26 protein-coding genes and 1 tRNA gene are annotated in these 24,780 nt (G+C 70.0%); 11 read left to right on the plus strand and 16 right to left on the minus strand.

Translation table 11 applies throughout. The features are described from left to right. The first annotated feature begins 106 nt into the window (after positions 1-106). Positions 107-736, plus strand: coding sequence for a TetR/AcrR family transcriptional regulator (locus QSK32_RS30920; protein ID WP_045740527.1), 630 nt, complete (start codon positions 107-109; stop codon positions 734-736). A gap of 4 nt (positions 737-740) precedes the next feature. On the opposite strand, the gene QSK32_RS30925 is transcribed toward QSK32_RS30920, so the two are convergent. Continuing rightward, positions 741-1,943 carry an amino acid deaminase/aldolase gene (locus QSK32_RS30925; protein ID WP_045740528.1) on the minus strand — a complete coding sequence of 401 codons (1,203 nt, stop codon included), beginning with the start codon at positions 1,941-1,943 and terminating at the stop codon, positions 741-743. A gap of 197 nt (positions 1,944-2,140) precedes the next feature. On the opposite strand from QSK32_RS30925, the gene tmk reads away from it, so the two are divergent. Next, entirely contained in the window at positions 2,141-4,144 is a 2,004-nt protein-coding gene (gene tmk / locus QSK32_RS30930; RefSeq protein ID WP_045740529.1) for a dTMP kinase, read from the plus strand. 7 nt (positions 4,145-4,151) lie between these two features. On the opposite strand, the gene QSK32_RS30935 is transcribed toward tmk, so the two are convergent. Beyond that, positions 4,152-5,396, minus strand: a complete 1,245-nt coding sequence (locus tag QSK32_RS30935) for an SGNH/GDSL hydrolase family protein (RefSeq protein ID WP_285473881.1) — start codon at positions 5,394-5,396, stop codon at positions 4,152-4,154. 42 nt (positions 5,397-5,438) lie between these two features. Beyond that, positions 5,439-6,635 carry a DNA polymerase III subunit delta' gene (locus QSK32_RS30940; protein ID WP_045740530.1) on the minus strand — a complete coding sequence of 399 codons (1,197 nt, stop codon included), beginning with the start codon at positions 6,633-6,635 and terminating at the stop codon, positions 5,439-5,441. Positions 6,636-6,862: 227 nt separating this feature from the next. Between QSK32_RS30940 and QSK32_RS30945 the strand changes: the two genes are divergently transcribed. The 3 genes from QSK32_RS30945 to QSK32_RS30955 are packed head-to-tail and all read left to right on the plus strand — an operon-like array spanning position 6,863 to position 8,095. Beyond that, a complete protein-coding gene (locus QSK32_RS30945) occupies positions 6,863-7,189 on the plus strand; it encodes a YbaB/EbfC family nucleoid-associated protein (RefSeq protein WP_045740531.1) in 327 nt (108 codons plus the stop codon). 52 nt (positions 7,190-7,241) lie between these two features. Beyond that, a complete protein-coding gene (locus QSK32_RS30950) occupies positions 7,242-7,487 on the plus strand; it encodes a hypothetical protein (RefSeq protein ID WP_045740653.1) in 246 nt (81 codons plus the stop codon). Next, complete coding sequence (locus QSK32_RS30955) at positions 7,487-8,095, plus strand: hypothetical protein (protein WP_045740532.1); 609 nt, start codon at positions 7,487-7,489, stop codon at positions 8,093-8,095. The genes QSK32_RS30950 and QSK32_RS30955 overlap by 1 nt, the downstream gene beginning before the upstream one ends. A gap of 135 nt (positions 8,096-8,230) precedes the next feature. Here the strand turns inward: QSK32_RS30955 and QSK32_RS30960 are convergent, their stop codons facing one another. Together QSK32_RS30960 and QSK32_RS30965 are read right to left on the minus strand one after the other, a co-directional pair. After that, complete coding sequence (locus QSK32_RS30960; protein ID WP_045740533.1) at positions 8,231-8,629, minus strand: hypothetical protein; 399 nt, start codon at positions 8,627-8,629, stop codon at positions 8,231-8,233. Positions 8,630-8,830: 201 nt separating this feature from the next. Further along, the gene (locus QSK32_RS30965; protein WP_285473882.1) at positions 8,831-10,525 is read right to left on the minus strand and encodes a hypothetical protein; all 1,695 of its coding nucleotides are present in this window, start codon (positions 10,523-10,525) and stop codon (positions 8,831-8,833) included. 258 nt (positions 10,526-10,783) lie between these two features. On the opposite strand from QSK32_RS30965, the gene QSK32_RS30970 reads away from it, so the two are divergent. After that, positions 10,784-11,641 carry a PSP1 domain-containing protein gene (locus QSK32_RS30970; RefSeq protein WP_045740535.1) on the plus strand — a complete coding sequence of 286 codons (858 nt, stop codon included), beginning with the start codon at positions 10,784-10,786 and terminating at the stop codon, positions 11,639-11,641. On the opposite strand, the gene QSK32_RS30975 is transcribed toward QSK32_RS30970, so the two are convergent. Next, positions 11,638-13,338 (minus strand): metallophosphoesterase, encoded by a 1,701-nt coding sequence (locus QSK32_RS30975; RefSeq protein WP_211275284.1) that lies wholly within the window; start codon positions 13,336-13,338, stop codon positions 11,638-11,640. The two genes, QSK32_RS30970 and QSK32_RS30975, sit on opposite strands and share 4 nt — an antisense overlap. A 165-nt stretch (positions 13,339-13,503) precedes the next feature. Here QSK32_RS30975 and QSK32_RS30980 point away from each other — a divergent pair. Together QSK32_RS30980 and QSK32_RS30985 are read left to right on the plus strand one after the other, a co-directional pair. Continuing rightward, positions 13,504-13,577 (plus strand) — tRNA-Thr (locus QSK32_RS30980). Positions 13,578-13,630: 53 nt separating this feature from the next. After that, the gene (locus QSK32_RS30985) at positions 13,631-14,089 is read left to right on the plus strand and encodes a hypothetical protein (RefSeq protein WP_285473883.1); all 459 of its coding nucleotides are present in this window, start codon (positions 13,631-13,633) and stop codon (positions 14,087-14,089) included. A gap of 4 nt (positions 14,090-14,093) precedes the next feature. Here the strand turns inward: QSK32_RS30985 and QSK32_RS30990 are convergent, their stop codons facing one another. Both QSK32_RS30990 and QSK32_RS30995 read right to left on the minus strand, forming a co-directional pair. After that, positions 14,094-14,732 carry a class I SAM-dependent DNA methyltransferase gene (locus QSK32_RS30990; protein ID WP_045740537.1) on the minus strand — a complete coding sequence of 213 codons (639 nt, stop codon included), beginning with the start codon at positions 14,730-14,732 and terminating at the stop codon, positions 14,094-14,096. Between the two features lie 270 nt (positions 14,733-15,002). Next, entirely contained in the window at positions 15,003-16,166 is a 1,164-nt protein-coding gene (locus QSK32_RS30995) for an MFS transporter (RefSeq protein ID WP_045740538.1), read from the minus strand. Between the two features lie 57 nt (positions 16,167-16,223). On the opposite strand from QSK32_RS30995, the gene QSK32_RS31000 reads away from it, so the two are divergent. Continuing rightward, positions 16,224-17,387: a geranylgeranyl reductase family protein gene (locus QSK32_RS31000; RefSeq protein WP_045740539.1), complete on the plus strand. Its 1,164-nt coding sequence runs from the start codon at positions 16,224-16,226 to the stop codon at positions 17,385-17,387. A 57-nt stretch (positions 17,388-17,444) separates the two neighbouring features. Here the strand turns inward: QSK32_RS31000 and QSK32_RS31005 are convergent, their stop codons facing one another. The 5 genes from QSK32_RS31005 to QSK32_RS31025 form a co-directional block, all read right to left on the minus strand. Continuing rightward, on the minus strand, positions 17,445-17,963 hold the full coding sequence (locus QSK32_RS31005) for a DUF6226 family protein (RefSeq protein ID WP_045740540.1): 519 nt from the start codon (positions 17,961-17,963) through the stop codon (positions 17,445-17,447). A gap of 56 nt (positions 17,964-18,019) precedes the next feature. Beyond that, entirely contained in the window at positions 18,020-18,220 is a 201-nt protein-coding gene (locus tag QSK32_RS31010; protein ID WP_045740541.1) for a DUF397 domain-containing protein, read from the minus strand. 206 nt (positions 18,221-18,426) lie between these two features. Then, the gene (locus QSK32_RS31015; RefSeq protein WP_045740542.1) at positions 18,427-18,621 is read right to left on the minus strand and encodes a DUF397 domain-containing protein; all 195 of its coding nucleotides are present in this window, start codon (positions 18,619-18,621) and stop codon (positions 18,427-18,429) included. Between the two features lie 56 nt (positions 18,622-18,677). Next, entirely contained in the window at positions 18,678-19,529 is an 852-nt protein-coding gene (locus QSK32_RS31020; RefSeq protein ID WP_245673828.1) for a helix-turn-helix domain-containing protein, read from the minus strand. A gap of 230 nt (positions 19,530-19,759) precedes the next feature. Further along, positions 19,760-20,197 carry a DUF6232 family protein gene (locus QSK32_RS31025; protein WP_045740544.1) on the minus strand — a complete coding sequence of 146 codons (438 nt, stop codon included), beginning with the start codon at positions 20,195-20,197 and terminating at the stop codon, positions 19,760-19,762. 411 nt (positions 20,198-20,608) lie between these two features. Between QSK32_RS31025 and QSK32_RS31030 the strand changes: the two genes are divergently transcribed. Together QSK32_RS31030 and QSK32_RS31035 are read left to right on the plus strand one after the other, a co-directional pair. Next, the gene (locus QSK32_RS31030) at positions 20,609-21,055 is read left to right on the plus strand and encodes a DUF2231 domain-containing protein (RefSeq protein ID WP_285473884.1); all 447 of its coding nucleotides are present in this window, start codon (positions 20,609-20,611) and stop codon (positions 21,053-21,055) included. A 37-nt stretch (positions 21,056-21,092) separates the two neighbouring features. After that, positions 21,093-21,644: a type 1 glutamine amidotransferase domain-containing protein gene (locus QSK32_RS31035; protein WP_285473885.1), complete on the plus strand. Its 552-nt coding sequence runs from the start codon at positions 21,093-21,095 to the stop codon at positions 21,642-21,644. A 218-nt stretch (positions 21,645-21,862) separates the two neighbouring features. On the opposite strand, the gene QSK32_RS31040 is transcribed toward QSK32_RS31035, so the two are convergent. The 3 genes from QSK32_RS31040 to ku are packed head-to-tail and all read right to left on the minus strand — an operon-like array spanning position 21,863 to position 24,734. Next, on the minus strand, positions 21,863-23,155 hold the full coding sequence (locus QSK32_RS31040) for an MFS transporter (RefSeq protein ID WP_045740547.1): 1,293 nt from the start codon (positions 23,153-23,155) through the stop codon (positions 21,863-21,865). A 24-nt stretch (positions 23,156-23,179) separates the two neighbouring features. Then, positions 23,180-23,668 carry an NUDIX domain-containing protein gene (locus QSK32_RS31045; protein ID WP_045740548.1) on the minus strand — a complete coding sequence of 163 codons (489 nt, stop codon included), beginning with the start codon at positions 23,666-23,668 and terminating at the stop codon, positions 23,180-23,182. Between the two features lie 46 nt (positions 23,669-23,714). Next, entirely contained in the window at positions 23,715-24,734 is a 1,020-nt protein-coding gene (gene ku / locus QSK32_RS31050) for a non-homologous end joining protein Ku (protein WP_285473886.1), read from the minus strand. Positions 24,735-24,780 lie beyond the last annotated feature (46 nt).

A 24,780-nucleotide genomic window follows, 5' to 3' on the forward strand; every position in this document is an offset into this window, starting at 1 on the left:
TGTCCTCCGTCCGAGCGGACAGACGCCCACGGCGTCCCGTCGATGCGCCTCGCTCGTTGATCCGAGTAACGTTCGATTTATCACTGCTGAGAGGGAGTGGCGACGCGTGTCGACACCAACCGTCAGCACCGGACCGCTGAGGCGGGTGCCGGTGCAGGGCAGAAGCGTTGCCCGGGTTCAACGCATGCTCGACGCCTGCGCCGAGCTGGTGGACGAGGTCGGTTATGAGGGCCTGACCACTACTTTGCTGGCTGAGCGGGCCGAGGTCGCCATCGGCTCGGTCTATCAGTTCTTCCCCGACAAGAGGGCCATCGTGCAGGCCCTCGCGCTGCGCAACATGGATGCGTACCTGCAGAGCCTCTCCGACCGGTTCGCGAACGAGACGTTCGCCCATTGGTGGGACGCGGTGGACGCGGCGATCGACGGTTACATCCACATGCACCGCAGCGTGCCGGGTTTCCGGACGCTGCACTTCGGTGACGTGGTGGACCTGCACCTGCTCGACTCCGACCGGGACAACAACGCGGTCATCGCCGAGCGTCTGGCGGAGCTGCTGATCGAGCAGTTCCAGTTGATGGACCGGACCCGGCTGCGGTTCGCGCTGCAGATCTCGGTCGAGGCGGCGGACGCGCTGATCAAGCTGGCGTTCCGGCGCGACTCCAGTGGCGACGAGGCGGTGCTGACCGAGGCCAAGGCGCTCATAAGGGAATACCTGCACCGGCATGTGAACGCCTGAGCGGTCACCCCAGGAACGCACGGCCTTCTCCTCGGTACGTGGGGGCCGGCGTCGCTGTCTCGCCGTCGACGAGTTGGACCTCGTTGACGTGCTCGCACAGCTCGCCGGCCTTGGCGTGGCGGAACCACACCCGGTCGCCGGGGACGAGCTGGTCGGCGACCGCGCCGACCAGGGGGGTCTGCACCTCGCCGGGGCCTTCGTCGGGTTTGTAGCGGAGCCCGTCCGGAAGGTAGGGCACCGGGTGCCGGTCCGGGGCGGCGGGTCCGGAGGCGATCCAGCCGCCGCCCAGTACCGTGGCGATCCGCGGGCCGGGCCGGCGGACCACGGACAGGGCGAAGAAGGCCGCCGGGGTGGGACGCCAGCTCCGGTACGCGTCGAAGATCGCCGGCCCGTACAGGCCGGATCCGGCGGTGACCTCGGTGACGGACGGGTCGGCGCTGGTCGCCGCGATGCTGCCGGTGCCGCCGCCGTTCACGTACTCCAGGTCGGCGTGTTCCCGGACGGCGCGGACCGCCGCGGCACGCCGCTGGAGCAGTTCGGGCATCGCGCGGCTCTGCATCACGCGGATGGCGCGGGCCCGCAGGGCACGTCCGGGCGGATCGTCGCCCACTCCGGCGATGTGGGCCTCGTAGGACATCAGGCCGACCAGGGCGAATCCGTCGCGGCCGGCCAGTTCGCGGGCCAGCGTGCCGGCCTGCGCTGCCGAGTGGACGGGCGAGCGCCGGACGCCGATGTGCAGCCCGGCGGGTCGCCAGGAGGCGTCGAGGTCCATGCAGAGGCGGATGGTGGCACGGTCGTGCGGTGGCACGATCCGGTCCACCAGGTCGAGGTGCCCGGGGTGGTCCACCATGATCGAGATGGCGGCGGCCAGGTCCGGGTCGCCGGCCAGTTCGCGCAGGGCGGCCCGGTCGGCTGTCGGGTAGGCGACCAGCACGTCGTCGGTGACGCCGGTGCGGACCAGCCAGATCGCCTCCGGCAGCGTGTACGCCATCACGCCGTGCCAGCCGGGGCGGGCCAGGACGCGTTCCAGCAGGGCGCGGCAGCGGACGGATTTGCTGGCCACCCGGATCGGTTTGCCGGCGGCGCGTTCCGCCAGCCGGTCGGCGTTGTCGTCGAAGGCGGCCAGGTCGACCACGGCGACGGGGGTCTCGAGGTGGTCGGTGGCCGTACCGAGTCGCCGGCGCAGAGCGGTGCGGTCAGTGAGCACACGCGCACCGTAACGTTTCTCCGGATTATGCGAAAGACATTCATCTCTGTGCCACTCGAACGTGGTCGGGCCGTGCCGGACGGTGCGGCCGGTTACAGTGCTCCGAGCAGTGACCACGGGAGGTAAGGGCCATCAACACGGAAACGCGCCAGGAACCCGGGCCCGTCGACCTCTCCGGTGCGGCGGCGCTGCGCTCCGTGCTGCGCCGACGCGGCTTCCGCCGACTCTGGCTGGTGCTCGCCGCCGCGTCCTTCGGCGACTGGATCGGCATCCTCGCCACCGGCCTGTTCGCCTCGGCCCAGTTCGACAACCCGGCCGCCCAGGGCGCCGCATTCGGCGGCACGATCGTCGTGCGCCTGCTGCCCGCGCTGCTGCTCGGGCCGATCGCCGGCGTCTTCGCCGACCGGTTCGACCGCCGCTACACGATGGTCATCGTCGACCTGCTGCGGTTCGTCATCTACGGCTCGATCCCGCTGGTCCCGCTCCTCGGCGGCAGCCCCGGCCTGACCGTGGCCTGGGCGACCATCGCCACCTTCATCGGCGAGGCGATCACGCTGATCTGGATCCCGGCCAAGGAGGCCGCGGTCCCCAACCTCATCCCGAAATCGCAGATCGAGGTCTCCAACCAGCTCACCCTGGTCACCACGTACGGGATCACGCCGATCCTGGCCGCCCTGCTGCTCTCCGCCCTGACCGCCGGCATCCAGCAGTCCGGTGCGTCCCTGCCGGACTGGGCACAGCCGGTGCAGATCGCCCTCTACATCAACGCGCTCTCCCGGCTGGCCACCGCCATCGTGGTGTTCTTCGGCATCAAGGAGATCAGCGGCCGCAGCGCCGACCGGGAGAAGGCCGCCGAACAGTCGATGTCCTCCCAGTTCATGGAGGGCTGGAAGTACATCGGCAGCACCCCGCTGGTCCGCGGCCTGGTGCTGGGCATCTTCGGCGCGTTCGCGGCCGGCGGCGTGGTGATCGGCGCGGCCCGCACCTACGCGGTCTCGCTCGGCGCCGGTGAAGCCGCCTTCTACCTGCTCTTCGGCACCATCTTCATGGGCCTGGCCCTCGGCATCGGCCTCGGCCCGATGATCGTCAAGGAACTCTCCCGGCGACGCTGGTTCGGCATGAGCATCGTGCTGGCCAGCGGCGCGGTGATGTTCATGGGACTCGCCTTCCACCTGTCGATGGCCCTGGTCGGCGCGCTGCTGGTCGGCGCGGGCGCGGGCATGGCGTTCCTCGGCGGCACCACCCTGCTCTACGGCGAGATCGACGACGCGCTGCGCGGCCGCACCTTCGCCGTGGTGCAGATCGGCGTCCGGATGGTCCTGATGCTGGCCATCACCCTGGCCGGCTTCCTGGTCGGCCTGGGCAGCTCACGCCGGGTGCAGCTCGGGCCGGTCGGCTTCGACGTCTCCTCCACCCGCGTCCTGCTGCTGGTCGCCGGCGCGATCGGCATCTGGGTCGGGATCAGCTCCTTCCGCCAGATGGACGACAAGCGGGGCGTACCCGTGCTGGCCGACCTGTGGGGATCGCTGCGCGGCCGCCCGCTCGCACCGGCCGAGTCGTTCGTCCGCTCCGGGGTCTTCGTGGTCTTCGAGGGCGGCGAGGGGGCCGGCAAATCGACCCAGGTGACCCGGCTCGCCGCGACGCTTCGCGAATCCGGGCACAACGTGGTGGTCACCCGCGAGCCCGGGGCCACCGATCTGGGGGTACGCATCCGCGAGCTGGTCCTGGACAAGGCGGAGTCGCCGTCCCCGCGGGCCGAGGCGTTGCTGTACGCCGCCGACCGCGCCCACCACGTCGCCACCGTCGTGCGCCCGGCCCTGTCCGACGGCGCGGTCGTGATCAGCGACCGGTATGTGGACTCGTCGTTGGCGTACCAGGGGGCCGGCCGGACCCTGCCGGTTCAGGAGATCTCCTGGCTCTCCTCGTGGGCCACCGGCGGCCTCAAACCCGACCTGGTCGTGCTGCTCGACGTCGACCCGGGGGTGGGACTGGGCCGGGTCGACGCCCGCGGCGAGGAGGCCGACCGGCTGGAGAGCGAGGCCCGCACCTTCCACGAGCGGGTGCGATACGCGTTCCTCGACCTGGCCGCCGCCGACCCGAAGCGGTACCTCGTGCTGGACGCCGCCCGCCCGGTCGAGGAGATCTCCACCGCCGTCACCGAGCGGCTGTCCGAGTTGCTGGCACCGGTGCCGGCCTCGTGAAACGTGTCTAGCGAAACAGTCGTAGCGGGACGGCGGCTGCCATCGCCGCCATCCCGGCGTCGTTCGGGTGCAGGTGGTCGCCGCTGTCGTACGCCGCCCGCAACCGGAGCGGATCGGACGGGTCACGGACCGCCGCGTCGAAGTCGATCACCCCGTCGTAGGTTCCGGAGCTGCGGATCCACCGGTTGAGCGTGGACCGTTTCCGCTCATTCTCCGGGGAGTGGAAGCCGAGTGTGTCGTCCTTGAACGGCAGGACGGTCGCGCCGTACGCCCGGATCCCGGCCTGGTGCGCCCGCTCGACGAGCTGCTGGTGCCCACCGATCAGATCGTCGGCGGAGACCACCTCGTCCGGCGGGGCCGACGTCCCCGGATGACCGAGATCGTTCACTCCGAGCAGCACCACGAGATGCTCCGCCCCGGGCTGGGCCAGCACGTCCCGGTCGAAGCGGCGCAGCGCGCTCTGCCCGAAGTAGGCGGCGTACGCCTCGGCGCCGCTCCCGGCCGGCGGGTTCGGGTCGTGCAGCAGCCGGTTGCCGGACACCCCGACATTGGCGATGCCGAACCGGCCCCCGAGCCGGGCGCTGAGCAGGTCCGGCCAGCGATGGTCGGCGTTGACCTCGGTGTCCGCCCCGTTGGTGATCGAGTCGCCGAGGGTCACGATCGCACTCCCGGCGGCGTGCACGCTGACGCCGGACAGGAAGAGGTACTGGCCGATCGTGCTCACCGGGGTGATCCGGCGGTCCGCGGTGACGTTGCCGGCCGCGATCATGTTGTCCCGGAAGGCGAACGCGGCCAAGGTGGTGACCGGTGTCCGTTCCGGCAGGTAGACGCTGATCACCAGGTCGGCGTGCGCCTCGGTCGGGAGCGGGACCGGATCGCTGACCAGGGGCGCCCCGGCCGGGATGGTGACGGAGGACCGGCCGCCGAACGTGACCCGGTGATCGGTTCCGGGCACCGTGTCGGTGCTCGCTCCGCCTCCGGACCGCAGTGCCACGTGCACCTCGCCGACACGCAGCGGCATGACACCGAACTCGTTGGTCAGCCGGATCCGCAGCCGGTCGCCGCCGATGCTGGTGTGCGTCACCTGCCGGACGGTGCGGTCGGTCAGCACCAGCGGCTCGCCGGGTGGGACGGTGGTCGGCACGGCGGCCCAGGTGGCCACCCATCCGGCGGGTTTCGCCCCGGTCGTCGGGAAGGCGGCCGCGGCGGTCGCGCCCGCGGTCAGGGCCAGGATGTCACGACGGGTCGGCACGGTCGCAACATAGATCGCCGTCCATCAATGCGTCAAGGCGGGTCAGCCCTTCCAGAGCGACAGCATCATCGCCTCGACGGCGATCCGCGGCTTCACGTTCTGCTCGATCGCCTGCCGACAGGCGACGATCGCCTCGAGGCGGCGCAGGGTGCTCTCCGGTGTCCACTTGCGGGCCGCGGCCGCCGACTGGTCGGCCACGTCCTGATGCACCACCGCCACCGGCGCACCCATCGTGGTGACCAGCGTGTCGCGATAGAAACCGGCCAGGTCGACGAGCGCCCGGTCGAGGGCGTCCCGCTGGGCACGGGTGGTCCGCGACTTCTGCCGTTTCTCCAGCTCCTTGATCTGCCCGGCGGCACCGCGCATCGCACCCGCGGCGCCCCGGCCGGTGCCGCCCGCACCGAGCGCCTGCTCCAGGGCGGCCCGCTCGGAGGCGTCGTTCTCGGCGAAGGTGGTCGCCGCCTCCGCCTCGGCCGCCTCGATCAGCGCGGCGGCGGCGTCGAAGCAGGCACCCACCCCGGTCAGCCGGCGCGGCACCGACAGCACCGCCTCCCGCCGGGTCCGGGCCGTCGGGTCGGCGGCCAACAGGCGGGCCTGCGCCACGTTGCCCTGCGACGCCGCGGCCGCCCACGAGGCGGTCTCCGGCTCGATCCCGTCCCGGCCGGTCAACGCGCGGGCGACCGCCTCGGCCGGCGCCTGGCGCAGCGCCACGACCCGGCACCGGGAGCGGATGGTGACCGAGATGTCATCCGGATGGGTGGACGGCGTGCAGAGCAGGAACACCGTCCGCGGCGGCGGTTCCTCGATCGCCTTCAGCAGGGCGTTGCCGGCCGCCTCGGTGAGCCGGTCGGCGTCCTCGATCACCACCACCTGCCAGCGCCCGCCGGACGGCGCGGTCGCCGCCCGCAGCACCAGCGCCCGCATCTCGTGCACGCTGATCGACAGGCCCTCGGGTGCGACGAACCGGACGTCCGCGTGGGTCTTGCCCATGGTCGTGTGGCATCCGTGGCACTCGCCGCACCCGGTGCCGTCCCGCTCGCACTCCAGTGCGGCCGCGAACGCCCGCGCCGTCTCGGAACGCCCGGAGCCCGGCGGCCCGGTGAAGATCCAGGCATGCGTCATCCCGCCGGCGCCCGGATCGCCGCCCACCACCCGGGCCGCCGCGGCGGCGGCCCGCCGCAGGATCCCGACCGGCTCGTCCTGACCCACCAGCTCTGCGAAGACGCCTTGCCCAGCCACGTCACGATGGTATTGCCCCGGGCCGCGTGATGCCTCGCCCCGGTTGGCCCGTTACGCAAAGTGACTTATGGTAGTTGCTCATTTGACAGTGAGTGATTACTGCCGAAGTTATCCACAAGGGATTTCTGGCTGTAGCGAGACCGTCACCCGAACCGGTACGGTCTGAACCCCGGAATGCGATGACGGCATGACGCCTGGTGATGTGGTGACGTGGTGAGGAGCCATGGATGGGCCGCGAGATCGACGAGGCCTGGATCGACGAGGCGATCGACCGCTATCGGCGCATCGAGGGTCTGCGCGCCGAGTTCGACCACGCCGTCGCCGCCCACTCCGTGTCGGTGCACTCGCCGGACCGTTCGATCGAGGTCGTCGTCACCGCTGCGGGAGACATTGTGGACGTGAGACTGCACGGTGAGCTGCGCGACCGCGACCCGGCGCGATTCGCGGGCGAGATCCGTGCCGCGGTCGCCGCCGCCTCCGAGGCGGCCCGCTGGGCACGCGAGAAATTGCACGGTGAGGTTTTCGGATCGTTCCGTTCCCTGGAGGGGCACTGAGGTGGATCGACTCGCCGATCAGATCGATCATGCCGCGAACACACTGGCCATCATGGACCGCAAGGTGCCCAACCTCGGCCCCGGTGCCGCCGCCTTCGCCGCCGACGACGCCGGCCGTCCCGGACGGATCGGCCGCGCCCTCTACGCCGGCTGGACCGCCGTGCTCGCCGCCCGCGCCCGGGAGGCCGCCGACGCCTCCGAACGGCTGAGCGAGATGGCCCGATCCGTCCGCTCCGGCGCCCGGCACTACGCGGACACCGACGAGACGGTACGCCGACGGTTCCAGCGAGGGCTGTGATGGACCGGCTGGACCACCTGCTGGACGCGGCCGGCCCGCTCCTCGGCCGGGTCGACGGGGTGCTGTCCACGATCGGCGCCCCGGAGGGCCACGACGTGTGGGCCCAGCTGCGCCGGGTCCGCCTGCTGCCGGGGGACGCGGTCCGCGCGGTGGGCGCGCTGAGCCCCGACCCGATCCTGGACTCGGTGGCCGAACTCCGCGCGGACGCCCGGGCCTACGCGGACCTCGCCGACACGCTGCCGCAGGCGGGCGCGTGGACGGGTGAGGCCGCGGAGGCCTACGAGAAAGCCCGCCGGGCCACGGCCGGGCACCTCAACGGCGGCCCGGACAGTCTCGGCCGGCGCATGGAGGCGACGGCCGACCTCGCCGACGCACTGATTGCCTGGATGGTGCGGGCCCGTGCCGCGGTGGCCGCTGCCCTGGCCGGAGCGCTGGTCTCCACCGAGGCGCTGACCCTCACCGCGACGGGTGAATCCGTGCCGGCGGACGAGGCGCGGGCGGCGGCGGCGATCGGCGCGGTGTTGCTGCGGACGGTCGCCGACAGTTACGACCGGGCGGAGGGCCTCCTGGACGACACGGTGCCGCTGCAGACGCCGAACCTGGTGTGAGGGCCCGCTCCGGGTGCTGGGTCCATCTGTCGTTCCGGACACCGGATCTGGTGTGAGGCGTCAGCTCCGGGGTGAGGTGCCCGACCCACGACTCCCCGCGGGCGGCGGGCTGGTCGCACTGCCGCACGTCACAGGTCACTGTCCTCTCCCGAGAGTCCGGAGCCGGTAATACCCCTTGATCCGGTCGGCGGTCACGGCCGTCCCGGGCAGGTGGCGAAGCTGGGCGGGGTGCTGCGCGTCGCCGATCTCGATCACCTCGTAGTACGGCGGGCCGTCGAAGTCCGCGACGACATCGCCCAGCTCGTTGACGACGTAGTCGAGCCGCAGACCGGCGGCCGGACCGTCGACGCACACCGCGCCGGACGGGCTGAGGTCGAGCCGGGGCGTGTGGACGAGCCGATCCAGGCTGAACTCGGCCGTGATCTCGTCGTCGGTGGCGCTGTCCGGCACGGTCGCCGTCACGCCGTCGGGAAGGAGCAACAACCGGCGGCCCGAGCTGCCGGGCTGCCCCACCACACCACGCCGTTCCGTCATCGGAACAGCCTTTCAACTCCGGCCGCGTCTGTCATCACCGTTCGACCCGTCCCGACCGCATCGGATCGGCGGGGAGACGGCGGTCGGCCGGGACCGAGCGAAATGCCGGGTGGGGTGGCCCCCGCCACCCCACCCGGCTGCCTCACGGGCCGGAGGCTCCTGTTCGCCGGAGTCGGCTTCCGGTCCTGGTGGAGGACGGGGTCAGGGCTCGGTGCGGCGGCGACGGGTGCCGGCCAGCAGGGCCACGACACCGCCCACGATCAGGCCCGCCCCGGTCAGGAACAGGGGAGCGGTGCCGGGGCCGGTGACCGGGAGTCCGGCGGCCGGCGCGCCGGTTCCGGTTCCGGATCCGGAACCGGCGTCGGAACCGGCGTCGGAGCCGGTGGCGGGGGCGCCGGTCAGGCCGGGTGCGGCGTTCGTCTCGGGGGCCACCGCGGCTGCTTCGAGGACCCCGAGGCCCAGGTCGGCCACCACAGTGGACGACTGTCCGGTACCGCGTGCCACCGAGAGGTGGATCGCGGTGGCCTTGGCCGCTGCCGCCTTGCCCTTGGTCGCCTGGCGGACGTCACCCAGCGCGATGCGCAGAACGGTTCCCTCCACACCGGACCCATCGGGAGTGCTGGATCGATTGGGGGTGCTTTCCGGGCCGGCCAGGCGGGGGAGACTCTCCAGGGTCGGCACCGGCAGCGGGGCAGCCGGCGACACCTCGCCCTCGCCGCCGGAGGGCGCGGCCGACTCGGTGAGGGGCGAAAGATCATTACTCAGGGGTACGTCTGCGTGATCACCGGCAGTGGTGAGACGCGCCGGACGACCCTCCCGGGTGGTCACCTCCAGCGTGGCAGGCTGGTAGGCGACCCGTGCCCCCGCGGTGGTGGACATCGTCACGCGCAGGACGGGCGGTTTCAGGAGGCGGAGGCGTACCGCGCCGTCGACCAGGGTGATCCGGCCGCCGGTGACCGTCGCGGTGGCCTCCGAGGACAGGTCACCGCCGGAGGCGCGCAGGGCGGTCCCGCTGATCGCGGCCAGTTTCTCCGGGGCGCGGACCAGAGAGGCGCTGCCGCCGCCGGCCAGGGTCACCCGGCTCAGCGCGGCCTGCGCGCTGGACACCTCGCCGGTGCTCGTGCCGCAGGCCAGGCCGTCGCGCCAGCGGGCGTGGGCGCCGATCGTGCCGGCGCCGGCGCGGAGGGGGCCGAAGCGGCGTTCACCGGTACGGCGTTCGGTCGCCTTCCGGTGGCTGGGCGGGGCCTGTTGCGTGACGGTCTCGCCGTTCGCCGAACGCCCGTCGGCCTTGCCGTTGAGGACCCGGGCGGCGCCGGCCGAGGCGACCGGATTGTCGGCGATCATGACGCTCCGGACGTCGCCCAGCCCGATGTCCCCGAGCGGCTCGGCTGATCCGGCGGATCCGCCGGCCGGCGTCCGCTTGTCGGCCGGCGTCCGCTCGCCGGCGGGGGAACGCTTGTCGGATGGCGAACGGTCGGCGGGGCCGCCGGCTTCGGGGGAGGGGTTCGACCGGCCGGCCGAGGGCTCGACGCTGTCGTCCGGGCCCGCGCTCTCCGCCACCGGATCGGGCCGCTCCGCGCCATCATCCGAGAGCACGTCGGGACCTTCCGACGGAACCAGGGTCATGGGTGGCTCGTACGATGAATCGGTTTTCGGATCTTTCAAGATCTCGCCGCTCTCTTCCGGGCCGGGAGACGCCCGGGTCCCGGCCGGAGACGCTGTGGCGCGACCGGCATCGAGTTTGTTGATGCGGAGCACCTCGGCGCCCGACTGTGCGGCGTAATGCAGGGCCCGCCCGCACGGCAGGGGCGCGGCGGCGGCGGGCAGCGGCGGGGTGAGCGTGCTCGCGAAACCCAGCGCGACGAGACTGGCGGCCACCGACCTGGCGGGTGTCATGGCGGTTCCCTTCGACAGGAGTGCCGCTTGCGACGGCGACATGTATCGCCGCCGACGGCGACATGATTGCCGCCGATGGCGACGGGACGTGCCGCAGAGGGCGACGGGATCGCCGGTTGCGACGGCGACGGAAGTGCGTCTTCGGACCTGCCAACGAGGGTCGATAGGGCCGGTTGCGCGACATCAATGCGACAACCCGCGCGGGTAGTTCAAAACCGGCATTTGGTGCGGCTTGTCGGCCGTCGTAGGGTTGATCGCATGGGCATGCTGTGCGCGGTCAGCTTCAACCGGTACGGCCGCCTCTACTACCTCGATCCGAACGGGTTCACGCCGGCGGTGGGCGACCGCGTGCTGGTGCCGACCGACGACGGTCCGGAGGTGGCGGAGTGCGTCTGGGCGCCGCAATGGGTCGACGAGGAGACCTCCGGGTTTCCCAAGGTCGCCGGTCTGGCGGACGACAAGGATGTGCGCCGCGACGAGGTGCTGCGCAAACGTAAAGCCGAGGCGAAGGTCGCCGCCAAGAAACTGATCAAGGCCCACGAGCTGCCGATGAAGGTCGTCGCCGTCGACCACGTGCTGGACCAGACCGGCGGCGGTGGTTCACGGACGACGATCTACTTCACCGCGCCGCACCGGGTCGACTTCCGGTCCCTGGTGCGTGACCTGGGGGCGACCCTGCACTGCCGGGTCGAGCTGCGCCAGCTCTCGGCCCGGGACTCGGCCCGGGTGCAGGGCGGCATCGGCTCCTGCGGGCGCGACCTGTGCTGCGCCACGTTCCTCACCGACTTCGAGCCGGTCACCATCCGGATGGCCAAGGACCAGGATCTGCCGCTCAACCCGCTGCGCATCTCCGGCGCGTGCGGGCGGTTGATGTGCTGCCTCAAGTACGAGCACCCGCTGTACCAGTCGTTCCAGGCGTCGGCGCCGGCCGTCGGCAGCCGGGTCACGACGCCCGAGGGTGACGGCCGCGTCGTCGCGCACAGCGTGCCGAAGGACTCGGTCGTGGTCCGCCTGGACGCGGACGGCTCCCGCTGCTCGTGCAGCCGTGCCTCGGTCTGCGGTCCGCGGCAGGCCCACGACGCCCGCTACCCCGACCCGGCCCAGGAGCAGGCCTAGGAAACCGTGATCGGATCCTCGATCCGGTGAACGGTCAGTGGTGTCTCCGGGCGCAGCCACGGCGTGTGCGGCTCGCCGTCCGGGTCGGCCGACCACTTCTTGCACACCCGTTCGACGCCGACCGGGTGGATGGTGAGCGTGCCGTCGGCGGTGATGTGCATCCGCAGGAAGCTCTTGCCGTCCTCGATGCCCTGACCGGCGAACAGCTCGTTGTGGTTGACGTCGAACCGGCTCGCCACCAGCAGGTAGAGCGCCAGCAGCTGGGTCGACAGCACCGCGATCACCGGGCCGTAGACGACGGCCGCCACGACCAGCGGGCCGGGCCACTCCCAGTCCTTGAACGGCAGCTGCAGCCACACCCAGGCGCCGGCACCCGCCAGGGCGAGCTGCAGCAGGCCGTGGGCGATCCCCAGCAGCCAGTGCCGGGCGTGTTTCGCCGACGCGGCCCCCGGCGGCTTCGCGAACAGCACCGTGCCGGCCATCACCACCCCGACCATGATCAGCAGCGGGATGCTGAAGAGCCGCTGGATGTTGATCGACGGGCTGTCGGCCTGCGCGCCGAGCGTCTGCACCTGCTCCATGACGACGGTCGCGCCGGCCATCGCCAGCATCGTCAGCGTCTGGATGATGCCGAGCATGGTGGCGAACCCGGCGTTGCGCCGCGGCAGCCGGTGGAACACGCCCCAGCTCCAGCGCCGTGACGTGCGGGCGTCCGGGAACCGTGCCTGCAACTGGTAGTCGCGGCTGCGGCTCCGGCTGCGGGTGAGCGTCTCCTTCGGCGGCACGGTCAGCTTCCCCGGCAGGGTCTCGGTGCCCAGCAGGTAGGCCCCGCCGCCACCGCAGGTGATCAGTTCCCGGTCGGGCCCGGAGTACCGCGCGTAGTGGTGCAGATCGCCGGAGACCAGCACCCGCACCTCGGCCCGGGTCGGCGCCAGAATGGTCCGGATGAAGTAGTCGACCGCGTCGTACGCCTCCGGCTTGTCGACCGCCTTCACCCAGGTCGGCGACGGTGTCATCAGCATGATCCGGTCGTCCGGGCCGACCTCCCGCGCCGCCCTCTCGAAATACAGCAGCTGCGGGTCGTCGATGTACGCGCCGAACTGCTCGTCGACCGCGAACAGCCACCAGTTCCCCGGCAGCTTCACCGCGAAGTACGAGCGCCGCTGTTCGGTCCGCCATCCACCGATGTGACCGTCCTTGCGACGGGCGAACAGGCGCAGGAACGCGGTCAGACCGTCGTACCAGTCGTGGTTTCCGGGCAGGGCGAACAGCGTGGGCCGCGGCACCCCGGCCGGTGCCTCGGGCAGGGCCGCCCGGTACGGCCCCTTCATCCGGTTCTCGTAGCCGTCACCGTTCGCCAGCGGATAGACCTGATCGCCACCCATCAGCAGCAGCCGGCCACGCGGCAGCCGCTCGCCGTCGACGTCCAGCTCGGGCTGGGCCAGCAGATAGGCGATCGAATAGGTGGCGTCGAACCCGTCACCCAGGTCCGCCACGTAGTCCAGCCAGAGATCGCCGTCCGCCGTGGTGGAGTGATCGAAGAAGTCGCCGTCCAAGGCGTGCTGAAGTTCCCGTTTATCCAGGTACGCCCCGAAGAAGATCGCCAGGAGGGCGCGGAGGCCGGTGCTGAGCAGCAGCAGCGGCGCCAGCCAGCCGACCCGCTCCTTCGGCGTGAACCCCAGCTCCTGGGGATCCATGCTCCGCGGCCGATCCGGAACGGTCTGCTCCGCCGGCCGTGACTGCCGGGGAACGATCGGCTTCGTTTGATCCTGGTTCACCTGAGCCACAGTAGCCACGAGGTATGACTGCTGCCGTACCCGCGTGAGAGCTTCGGGGTCTATGCCGTAGGATGAGTCCTCGTTGCCGCCTTAGCTCAGTCGGCTAGAGCGACGCACTCGTAATGCGTAGGTCGACGGTTCGATTCCGTCAGGCGGCTCAGCGAGAAACCCCAGGTCACATGGCCTGGGGTTTTTTCATGGGGAGGTCGGCATGGGTGTGCTGTACGACTATTTCCGGGCGCCCGCCCTCGACGAGGTGCGCCGCCTCCTGGACGACACCGAGGGCGAGTCGCCGCTGGGGACCTTCGACGGTCTCGATCTGAAGTCCCTCGAGCCCAGCGTGGCCGTCGGGCAGTTGATCGCCGCCGTGCTCGACCAGGAGTGGACCATGAGCCTGGTCGCCGACCGGCTGATCTGGCCGATGAGCGCCGAGACCGACCCGGAGTACGACGGCCCCTGGGTGACCGTTCTCGGCGACCACGCCCGCGACGTCCTGGCCGGCATCCCCGCCGACCGGGTGCCGGCCCTGGCCACCCAGTGGGCCACTGCCGAGGAGTTCCACGGCCATGGGGACCCGTCGTTCCTGGCGACGGTGATCCCCGAGCTGTCCGCGCTGGCTTCGCGGGCCCGCGAAGCCGGCGAATCCCTCTACTGCTGGTCCTCCCTCTGACCCCTCAGCGGGCGACCAGCACCGCCCCGGGCAGGACACCGTCGCTGCCGGGCAGGTCCATCCGGGCCTCCACGGTGAAACCGGCCTCCACCAGCCAACCGGCCACCCGCTCCGGTGGTCGGTGGAAGACGTGCAGGTTCATCGGGTGGCCGCCGTAGCCCTCCGACTTGAAGCGCACCTGGTCGCCGACGAAGAAGCCGACCATCAGCGGCGCGCCGGCCCGCAGCACCCGCCGGAACTCGCCGAGCGCCACCCGGGCCGCGTCGTCGGGCACGTGGATCAGGGACCACCAGGCCAGCAGGCCGCCCACCGCGTCGTCCGGCAGATCCAGATCGGTCATCGACCCGACTGAGAACCGCAGCCCGGGATGGTCGCGCCGGGCCGCGGCGAGCATGCCGGGGGAGAGGTCGATGCCGAAGACGTCCAGGCCCAGCCCGGCCAGGAATCCGGTGATCCGCCCGGTGCCGCAGCCGACGTCCGCCACCGGGCCGTCGCCGGAGCGCCGGACGAGGTCGGCGAAGAGGTTCAGTAGGGCCTGGTCGTACGGCGAGTCCTCGAGGTGGCCCCGCAGCATGTCGGCGTAGCTGTCCGCCACCGTGTCGTAAGAGGTCCGTGTGTCCTGCAGCCAACCGTCCACAGTCATGACTCGGAACACTAGACATGTTTCGTGGTCAGGGTGCGAAGCCCGTCCGCGTGGTGATTTCGGGCGCGCTGGACGCCCGAAGTCACCACACCCGTGGGGGCGTGGTGATTTCGGGCGCGCTGGACGCCCCAAGTCACCACACCCCTGGTGGTGTGGTGATTACGGGCGCGCTGGACGCCTCAAATCACCACGCTGTTGTGGGTGTGGTGAATTGGGGCGTGCAGAGCGCCCGAAATCACCACAGAGGCAGACCCTGACTGCGAAAGGTGACTAGCGAGGCTCGCGGATCACCGTGCTGATCGACGTGGACAGGATCAGCAGGACGGCCACGGCGAGGAGGCCTTTCAGCACGGTCACGTGGTCGCCGAGCAGGCCGATCAGGGGCGGCCCGCCGAGGAATGCCAGATATCCGATAGAGGCCACCACGCTCACCCGGGCCGGGGCGCGGGACGGCTCGTCCGCCGCGGCGCTCATCCCGACCGGGAAGCCGAGGGAGGCACCCAGACCCCAGAGCAGCACCCCGGCGTACGCCACCGCGACGTGCGTGCCGAACACGAAGAGCAGCAGCCCGGCGAGACCGCTCACCGCGAGTGCCCGCAGCACCGGCACCCGGCCGTAGCGGTCCAGCAGCGCCGGACCCCACCAGCGGCCGACGGTCATCGCCGCCAGGAACGTCGCGAACGCGAGGGTGCCCACCGCGGCCGGCGCATCGTAGTCGTCGATCAGCGCCACGCTGATCCAGTCGATGCCCGCGCCCTCGGTGAACGCGAACGCCAGCACGAACACCCCGATGAGCAGGGTGCGGGGTTCCGTCCAGGCGGCCATCGGTGACGATCCGGCCGACGACGACGACGGGGAGTCGTCCGGCAGGTAGTCACGGACCGCGACCAGCACGGCGATCACCGCGACCGCCACGCAGACGCTCACGTGCACCCCGATGGAGATCCCGGCGGCGACGGCGCCCGCCCCGATCAGCGCACCGGCCACGGTGCCGATGCTGTACCCGGCGTGGAACCTCGGCATGATCGCCCGGCCGATGCGCCTCTCCACGATGGTGCCCTGGACGTTCATCGCGACGTCCCAGGCACCGGTCGCGAACCCGTACACATAGAGGGAGACGACCACCGGGACGACGCCGGACCGGTAGCCGAGCGCGACGCCGCCCAGACCGAGGCCGAGCACCACGGCGGTCACCATGACCGTGCGGCGGGATCCGAACCGGCCCACGATCGGCCCGGCCAGCGGCAGCGAGGTGACCGAGCCGGCGGCGCTGGCCAGCAGTACCAGCCCCAGCTGGGAGGGGGTGAGGCCGAGGGCGTCACGGATCTGCGGGATGCGCGCGGCGAAGCTCGCCATCGCGACGCCGAGGAAGATGAAGGTCAGATAGACCGCTCGGGTGGGTACCCGCAGAGCGGTCGCCGTCGCGCTGTTCAATGCGTCAGCCCCGTGGAGATGGATACGATTCGCGTTCAACCTAACTAAACTTCAGACATGCGGCACGCGCCGGAATGGGATGTGGCGGTGGTCGGTGCCGGGCCCGCCGGCCTGTCGGCGGCGCACGCTGCGGCGTCGGCGGGCGCCCGGGTGATCGTGCTGGAGCGCGCCGAGCATCCGCGTTACAAGACCTGCGGCGGCGGGCTGCTCGGCGTCTCGCTGCGGATGAGTGCCGCGACTCTCGCCGTGCCGGCCCGGGACGTGATCACCGCGGTCACCTTCACCCACGACGGGCGCCGGGCGTTCACCCGCCGCTCACCGGGCGATCCGGTGGTGACCATGGTCCGGCGGGACGACTTCGATCACGCCTGGATGCGGTCGGTGGTCGAGGTGGGTGCGACCGTCCGGCAGAACGCGGTGGTCCGGGCCGTTTCGCAGGATGGGGGTACGCCTACCGTCAGCCTGGCCACCGGTGAGGCGGTGACGGCCTCCGTGGTGATCGGCGCGGACGGTTCGGCCGGGGTGACCGCCCGGCACGTCGGTGTCGCCTTCGAGCAGCAGGATCTCGGGCTGGAGGTGGAGCTTGCGGCGTCCCCGGGTGACCGGTCCCGCTGGCGTGGCCGCCTGTTGCTGGACTGGGGGCCGGTTCCCGGCTCGTACGGCTGGGTGTTCCCCAAGGACGACCAGCTCACCGTCGGCGTGATCATGGAGCGTGGCCGTGGTGACCAGACCAAGCGTTACCTGCGGGAGTTCCTCGCCCGGCTGGGTCTCGACGACCGTCCGGTGCTGCGGGACTCGGGGCACCTGACCCGTTGCCGCCGACCGGATTCGCCGGTGCGCCGGGGCCGGGTTCTGGTGGCCGGCGACGCGGCCGGTCTGCTCGAGCCGTGGACCAGGGAGGGCATCAGTTTCGCCCTGCGCTCCGGGACGTGGGCCGGAACGGTCGCGGCCGGCGGTGGTGACCTCAGCGAGTACGACCGTCTGGTCGCGGACGGCCTGGCTCCGGAGATGGCGGCCGGCCGTCGCCTGCTGGGGCTCTTCCACCGGTATCCGGGGCTGGTGCACGCGGCGTTCGCGAGCCCGCCGGGCTGGCGGGCGTTCACCGGGTTCTGCCGTGGTGACCTGACCATGGCCCGGGTGACGGGTCACCGGGTCGCCGGCCGGGTGGTGGGCCTGCTCGGCGGCCGGACGCAGGCGGGGTTGCGGCCGGCCGCCGGCTGAGGGGCCCGATCACGACGGGGTGGCCGGCGGTGCTGACGTGCCGGCCGGTGGTGGAGTTCAGGAGCGGACCTGCCAGGGCGCCCACTGCATCGGGGAGGCGAACCCGCCGCGGCGGGCATCGCGGGCGTCGGCGGCGGGAAGGAGGCCTTCCCGGCTCGACTTCACCCCGGCGCCGATCAGTTTCGTCTCGAACCAGGAGCCGCCGACGCCGCGGCGGACGCGTTCCCAGAGACCACCCTCGACCACCGCGGCGCTGTGCGCGTGCAGCCGCTCCACCAGCCGGGCGGGCTGCTCGTCACAGTCGTCGCAGGCGCAGGCAGGAAGGGGTTCCTCCCACCACCGCCCGAGTCGCAGGACCAGGCCGGGGTCGGTGAAGTGGATCGCCACCGGCGCTGCCGTGGGTGTACGAGGAATGAGCCGGACCGTTCGCACGAGCGCGTCATCGAGCCCGAGCGCCTCTTTCGTCTCCCGCCGTTCCACCAGGTAACGGGAGGTCAGGTCGTCCAGCAGGGTTTCGGCTGCCTCGTGCAGTGAGCCGAAGCAACCGGTGTCGGTGGCGTGTGTGTACCCGTCCACCTCTGCAGTATGCCGCGCTCGGCCCGCGACACCCACACGCTCTGGGATAAGCGGTGTCATTCGAAACCGAAATCCCCGGCCTTGACCCCCGCGACGAACGCCTCCCACTCGGCCCGGCTGAACGCCAGTGGTGCGCCGCCGACGTTCTTGGAATCCCGGATCAGGAATTGATCCCCGATTCGTGCAACTTCCACGCATGTGCCATTGGCACAGTGTCTGCTCCGGCGCCAGCGGACTCTCTCCGTCGATCCGATCATGTGTGAATGCACCTCCGTGACGGTTCGAATCCACGGTAAATGACCGGACTGATCGTGGGCATGAATGAAAAAGAAAGGACGCCGCTTATAACCTCATATGTGAGGTATGCGACGTCTGTTCGGTGGTAAATGTATTTAATTGTGAGTGTTGTGTACCAACCCGCTCCGCGCATACGGCCGAAAGCGCGGAGCGGGTGGTCGACGACTCAGAAGCGGAACTCGCCCGCCGTCACGCCCTCGACGAACGCCTCCCACTCATCCCGGGTGAAGGAGAGTGCCGCGACCTCGGGGTTCTTGCTGTCGCGGACCAGGTAACGGTCGTCGACCCGGGCGACCTCTACACAGGTCGACGTACCGCAGCGGCTGCTCTTGCGCCACGCGGGCACGTTCATCTCTTCCATGGTGGACCTTCCACGGTTCTTGCCGTGTCGCCCGTGACAGGGCTCGCGGCCTTGGGTTATGTGTTTTCTCGAGGGGATCCCTCGAGTATTGCTATCTGTCGCCGGATGAATTCGATCGTGTCTTTTTCATCCGAGACCTCGTGCCAGACCTTGTCGTAGCGAGCGCGGTGTTTCGCGGTCGTCTCGCGGTCTTCGATCATTTCGTCACCCAGCCCGGTTTCCCGGTAAAGCACCTCGCCCTCGCTCATGACGAGCAGGTCGAAGCTGGCATTGTTGGTCACCGGAGCGTCGATCGAGAACGGCACCATCCGGACCTTGATGAGTCCGTCCTCGACATTCTTCTTCAGGTCGTGCAGCTGCTCGGCGAAGATCTCCGGGCCGCCGATCGTGCGGCGGAGCACCGATTCGTCGAGCAGCAGCATGATCTGCGCCCGATCGGTCCGGGTCAGCAGCGCCTCGCGCCGGCGTGCGCGGGCCTCGACCCGTCGCTGCCGGGTCTCGACGCTGAGCTCGTCCTCGTAGCGCTGCATCAGTGCGGTGGCGTAGCCGGGCGTCTGCAGCGGCCCGGGAACGTAGTAGATCGAGTAGGACCGGATCTCGCGGGCCTCGTGCTCGTACTCGATCAGTTTGCGGAGCGGGTCGGAGAGGGTCTCCCGTGATTCGGGCGTCTGGTACCACGCCTGACGCTGGCGGGTGCGGGCGATCCGGGCGTCCGCGATCAGGGCGGTCACCACCGCCCGGTCCTTGATCCCGAGGTACGTCAGCAGCGGCTTGAGATCGTTCGGCGAGATGCTGACGTCGCCGTTCTCGATCCTGATCACCTTGCTGAGCGACCACTCCATCTCCTCGGCGACCTGGTTCTGAGTCAGCGATGCCTGCTCCCGCGCTTCACGCAGCGCGAGGCGCACGCGTCGGCGCGCGATCGTAGGCGAGTCACCCTCAGCCATGAGTCCTTCATCGTCGAAGTGGGTGGCGACGTTCCGTACCGTCCAGCTCTCCCGCTGCCACCTCGCTGCATGCCACTTGGCAGTCAGCGAGGTCGCGGAAAATGCTAGTACTGTCCTATCAGAACGAAGCGTGCCGTGCGGGGTTTTGATCGAATTCGGATGTCACCCGAGAGAGTCGGCAAAGTCGCAGGTCAAGCTGCTGCGAGTCCATAGCCCCACGGAGAGCGTCCGGTGTCCTCCATCGCGCGGCGCAGAGCCCGGCTCACCTGATTGAAGACCCGCGCGTCGGCGGAGGAATACAGCACCACCGCCGTGTTGCGGTACTGCGCGTGGAGCTCCCAGTGGCGTGGCTCGCGCCAGACGGCGACCACCACCGGCGCGGTCACGGCGAGGAAGCCGGCCACGTACATCGTGGGGTCGGGGATCAGGGTCCAGCCGGCGATGGCGGCGAAGACGGTGAGGACGACGAGAGCCGGCGCGAACGGGCGGACCCGCGGTGGCGCCTGGACCAGACCGACATGACGGAGATCGGGAACGAGGAAAGTGATCGACGTCGAACTCGTGCGCCAGATGAATTGATCATCGACGACGGTGGCATCGGGCCCGCGATAGTAGGTTCGTGTGCGCATGGCGAACTCCTCTTCGCTGTGCCTTGCGAGGAGGAGAGAAGCGGGCCATCATTGGCGCGGGAGACGCATCTCCGCCTCGCTGTGCAACAAGATTGCAGAGCTGTCGAGATGACAATGGCCGCAGAGATGACAACGGCACCCGTTTGCCGCCGGGTGCCGTTGTTTGACTCTCCCTCCAACTCCGCCCTTTTGTTGCTCTACTGGTAGTAGAGCACGCCATCCCGCAGTCCGCCACCACTCAGAATGCCATGTTGCAAATTGCGTACAAGCTGCTCAGGGGCTCTGTGGTCGGCCATCGGACGGGGCCGCGGAGTTTCAGTGTCTCCGGGGCCGGGTAGGCCACAACCGTCGATGTCGGAGGGAACCTGCATAGCAGCAGGTGGGAAGGGCGGCAGCTGGATGGAGAGCCGATTGAACATCGCGGGTCAGGCGGTGCAACCGATTCTGGTGATGTTCCCCTTGGGCCTCTTCGCGATGGCCGCAATGTTCGATATAGCCGACTTGATGGGGGGTCCTAGCATCCTTGGCGCACTGGCCTACTGGAATGTGATCGCGGGCCTCTTCATCGGGGTGATGGCGATACTCGCCGGAGCCGTCGACGTGATGTTCATGCGAATGCCCGAACAGCGCCGGCTCGGCGTTCTTCGTGGATTGCTGAGCATGGGCGTATTGGTGATCTTCGCGGTGATCGCGATGCTGCGGGTGCACACGCCCGAGCGGGTGGTCGGCGGGGGCCTGCTCATGGTCGAACTGCTCGCGCTGACCATGGCCGGTTTCGGTGCCTGGTTCATCGGGCGGCTGGCAGTCGGTCGCGCCCCGGCGTTTGCGCGGGCCGCCACCGGGAACCGGACGTACTGACGGCGCAAGCCGCGGCGATCCGGAGGGGGCACGGGCGATGACCGTATCGATCAAGGGGAAGCGTGTGGCTTTCCTGGCGACCGACGGGGTGGAAGAGGTCGAGTACATCGAGCCGCGTAAGGCCGTGGAGAAGGCGGGCGGCACCGCGGAACTCGTCTCGATCAAGGACGGCGAGATCCAGGCGATGAACCACATGGACCCCGGGAACGCGTACCGGGTGGAACGGTCGGTGCGGGAGGCGGATCCGGCGGACTACGACGCGCTGGTGCTGCCGGGCGGCGTCGCGAACCCGGACTTCCTGCGGATGGACGCGGACGCGGTCCGGTTCGTACGGGCCTTCGTCGGCGCCGGCAAGCCGGTGGCCGCGATCTGTCACGCGCCCTGGACGCTCGTCGAGGCGGGCGTGGTCGACGGCCGGACGCTCACCAGCTGGCCGAGTCTGCGGACCGACCTGGTGAACGCGGGAGCGACCTGGGTCGACGAGGAGGTCTTCGTCGACGGCACGTTGATCACGAGTCGGAAACCTGACGATGTGCCGGCGTTCTGCGCGGCGCTGATCGATTCCGTCGCAGGTCAGCAAACGGCCTGAGTGAGCCAGCGGCGATTCGGTCCATTTCGGTTGACCGATCGGCCATGCTCTTCGTCCGCGGGGCTGATACTCTGCCCCGGGACTGGCGAGCGACGAGTGATCGCGTGAAGACTTTCCGAAGCGGCTCGATGCCGCGCCAGACGTACTGAGCTTGAAAAGACACGACCGCCCGGGTTGCCGATCGACCCGGGCGGTCGTCTTTTTCGCTTCTGCGAAGGTCAGGATCGCTGGGCGGCGTCGGCGGCCCACTTCTCGTCGGCGGCCTTCTTCAAGGCCATGCCGTCCTTGCCGTCGTATCGGACCAGACTGGGCAGCGCCGCAGCCAGCGCCACCGCACCGGCCACGCAGAGCACGCCGCCCACCCAGATCGAGCCGCCGATGCCCAGGCTCGTCCGGGCCATCGCGCCGGACCGCAACTGCCCCAGCAGCGGCCCCGTCGTGTACGAGAGCATCTCGATGCCGGCCAGCCGCCCGCGCAGATGATCGGGAATGGTCTGATTCCAAATGATCATGCGGAAGATGCCGGAGATCATGTCGGCGGCGCCCGCGAACGCCAGGCAGAGCAGGGTCAGCCAGAGAGTGCCGGAGAGGCCGACACCGATGATCCCGACACCCCAGAACGCCGACGCGATCAGCACCATCAGGCCGTGCCGGTGCACCCGGGACGTCCAGCCGGAACCGAACGTGGCCAGCAGCGAACCGACCGCGGGCGCGGCGTACAACAGGCCGAGCACCTGCGGACCGCCGAGCTTGGTGGCCAGGAACGGGTAGAGCGCGGACGGCATGCCGAAGAACATCGCGTTGATGTCGACCAGGTAGGTGCCGAGCAACTCGGGACGGGACCGCGCGTACCTCAGGCCGGTGACCACACTGCTCAACGACGGGCGATCGGCGGCCGGCGGCGGCGGGACCGCCTTCACCAGGGTCAGGCAGATCAGCGAGACGGCGTACGTGCACAGGTCGAACGCGTACACCCAGGCCAGGTCGAAGCTGGCCACCAGGACACCGGCCAGCGGCATGCCCAGGAGCTGGGCGAACTGCATGCCCAACGACTGGAGGGCCATGGTGGCCGGCAACTCCTCCGGCTTCACCAGCCGCGGGACCATCGCCTCCAGCGCCGGCCGTTGCAGACCGGCGACCGCGGCGGTCAGGAACGCGGCGACGTAGAGGAGCCACAGATGGGGGGTGTCCGACAGCGAGTTGAACAACAGCAGCCCGGCGATGGCGGCGAGAGCGGCCTCCGAACCGCGGACCAGCAGCCGGCGGTCGATGTAGTCGGCCAGCGCCCCACCGACGAACGCCATGATCAGCAGCGGCGCCAGCTCGCAGACCCCGATCAGGCCCACCATCAGCGGGTCGTCGGTCAGCTGCGCCACCTGGAAGGGGATGGTGACGTAGCTGATGAACGAGCCGAACGCCGTCACCACGCCGCCGGTGAAGACGAGCCGGAAGTCCCGGGAGGTGCGGAGCGGAGTCAGATCCAGGCCGAGACGGCGCTTGCCAGATGTCACGTGGTGACATCCTGCCTGAGCTTCTTACTTCAGGATCAACTGCCCGTGCTCCCGGAACGCCGCCAGGTCGGCCAGTGCCTCCTCGATGATCAGCGAGTGCCCCGAGGGCAGGGCGTCAGGCGCGAAGAAGCCGGCGTCGACACTCTCGTCGGTCACCCGGACCAGCTCACCCTCCCAGCTGTGCACCACGAAGGTCATCAGGATCTGCTGGTACGTGTGGCCGTACTCGTTGGTGTAGGTGTGCGCGGTGTGGAACACGTACGGCGTCAGGGACGTGGCCCGCAGACCGGTCTCCTCCCAGAGCTCGCGGACCGCGCACTGCTCGAGACTCTCCCCGAGCTCCATCGCCCCGGCCGGGATCGCCCAGCGGTGATTGTCCGACCGCTGGATCAGCAGCAGGCGACCCTGCTCGTCGAGGACCACCGTCCGGGCCCCGACGAAGAAGATCGTGTCGGTGTCGCCGACGCTCGCCCGCACCCGCCCGAGGTAAGACTCCGCCCACGTCAGTGCCACCCTGCCACCCGCTTCCAAGAAACGATTCCGTACGGGGCGAGCCTAGTCACGCCGACTTCTTGGCGGCCTTCGCGGCGGGTGTGGTCTTCTTGGCAGTCGTCTTCTTGGCGGCTGTCTTCTTGGCGGTCGTCTTCTTCGCCGCGGCCGTGGTGCTCTTGGCGGCGGTCGTGGTGTTCGTCGTGGCCTCGGCGGCGGGAGCGGCCTTCTTCCGTGCCGCCGAAGGCGCGGCCGCGGATGCCTTTTTCGCGGGTGGGGGCGCGTCACGCGTACCCGATGGGGGGTCTTCGCCACGCGCCTGGCGTGCGCGTTCGACGGAGGCCTTGAGCGCCGCCATGAGGTCGATCGCCGCGGGCGCGGCCTCCTCGGTCTCCTCCGGTTGGACCACCTCGCGGCCCTCGACCTTGGCGTCGATGACCTCCTGGAGCGCGGCCCGGTAGTCGTCGGTGAAGTCCTCGGGCTTGAAGGTGCCGGCCATCGAGTCGATCAGTGAGCTGGCCATCGCGAGTTCGGCCGGGCGGGTCTCGATGTCGTCGTCGAGGAAGCCGAACTCCGGGGCGCGCACCTCGTCGGGCCACATCATCGTGTTGAGGACCAGCACGTCGTCGCGGACCCGCAGGCTGGCGAGCTGCTCTCGCTGCCGGATCGCGATCTTGACGATGGCCACCCGGTCGGCGTCGCGCAGCGCGTCGCGGAGCAGGACGTAGGGCTTGGCGGCCTGGCCCTCGGGCTCGAGGTAGTAGGACTTGGCGAACAGGATCGGGTCGATCTGTTCGGCCGGAACGAATTCCAGAACGTCGATGGCGCGGGAGGTGCTCAACGGCAGGTCGGCGAAGTCGTCGTCCGTTAAAATCACCATTTCTCCACCGCCGATGTCATATCCCTTGGCGATATCGTCATAACTGACCACGGCCCCGTCCACCGAGCAGGTCCGCTGGTATTTGATCCGGCCGCCGTCGGTGCGATGCACCTGGTGGAAGCGGATGTCCTTTTCCTCCGTCGCTGAATACAACTTGACGGCGATCGATACGAGACCGAAGGATACGGCACCCTTCCAGATTGCGCGCATGATCGACTCCTCACGGTGTCCGGACCCCTGATCAGGATGGCATCAC

Origin of the sequence: Actinoplanes sp. NBRC 101535, assembly GCF_030269225.1 — a bacterium.
In the GTDB taxonomy this organism is placed as follows: Bacteria; Actinomycetota; Actinomycetes; order Mycobacteriales; family Micromonosporaceae; genus Actinoplanes; species Actinoplanes rectilineatus.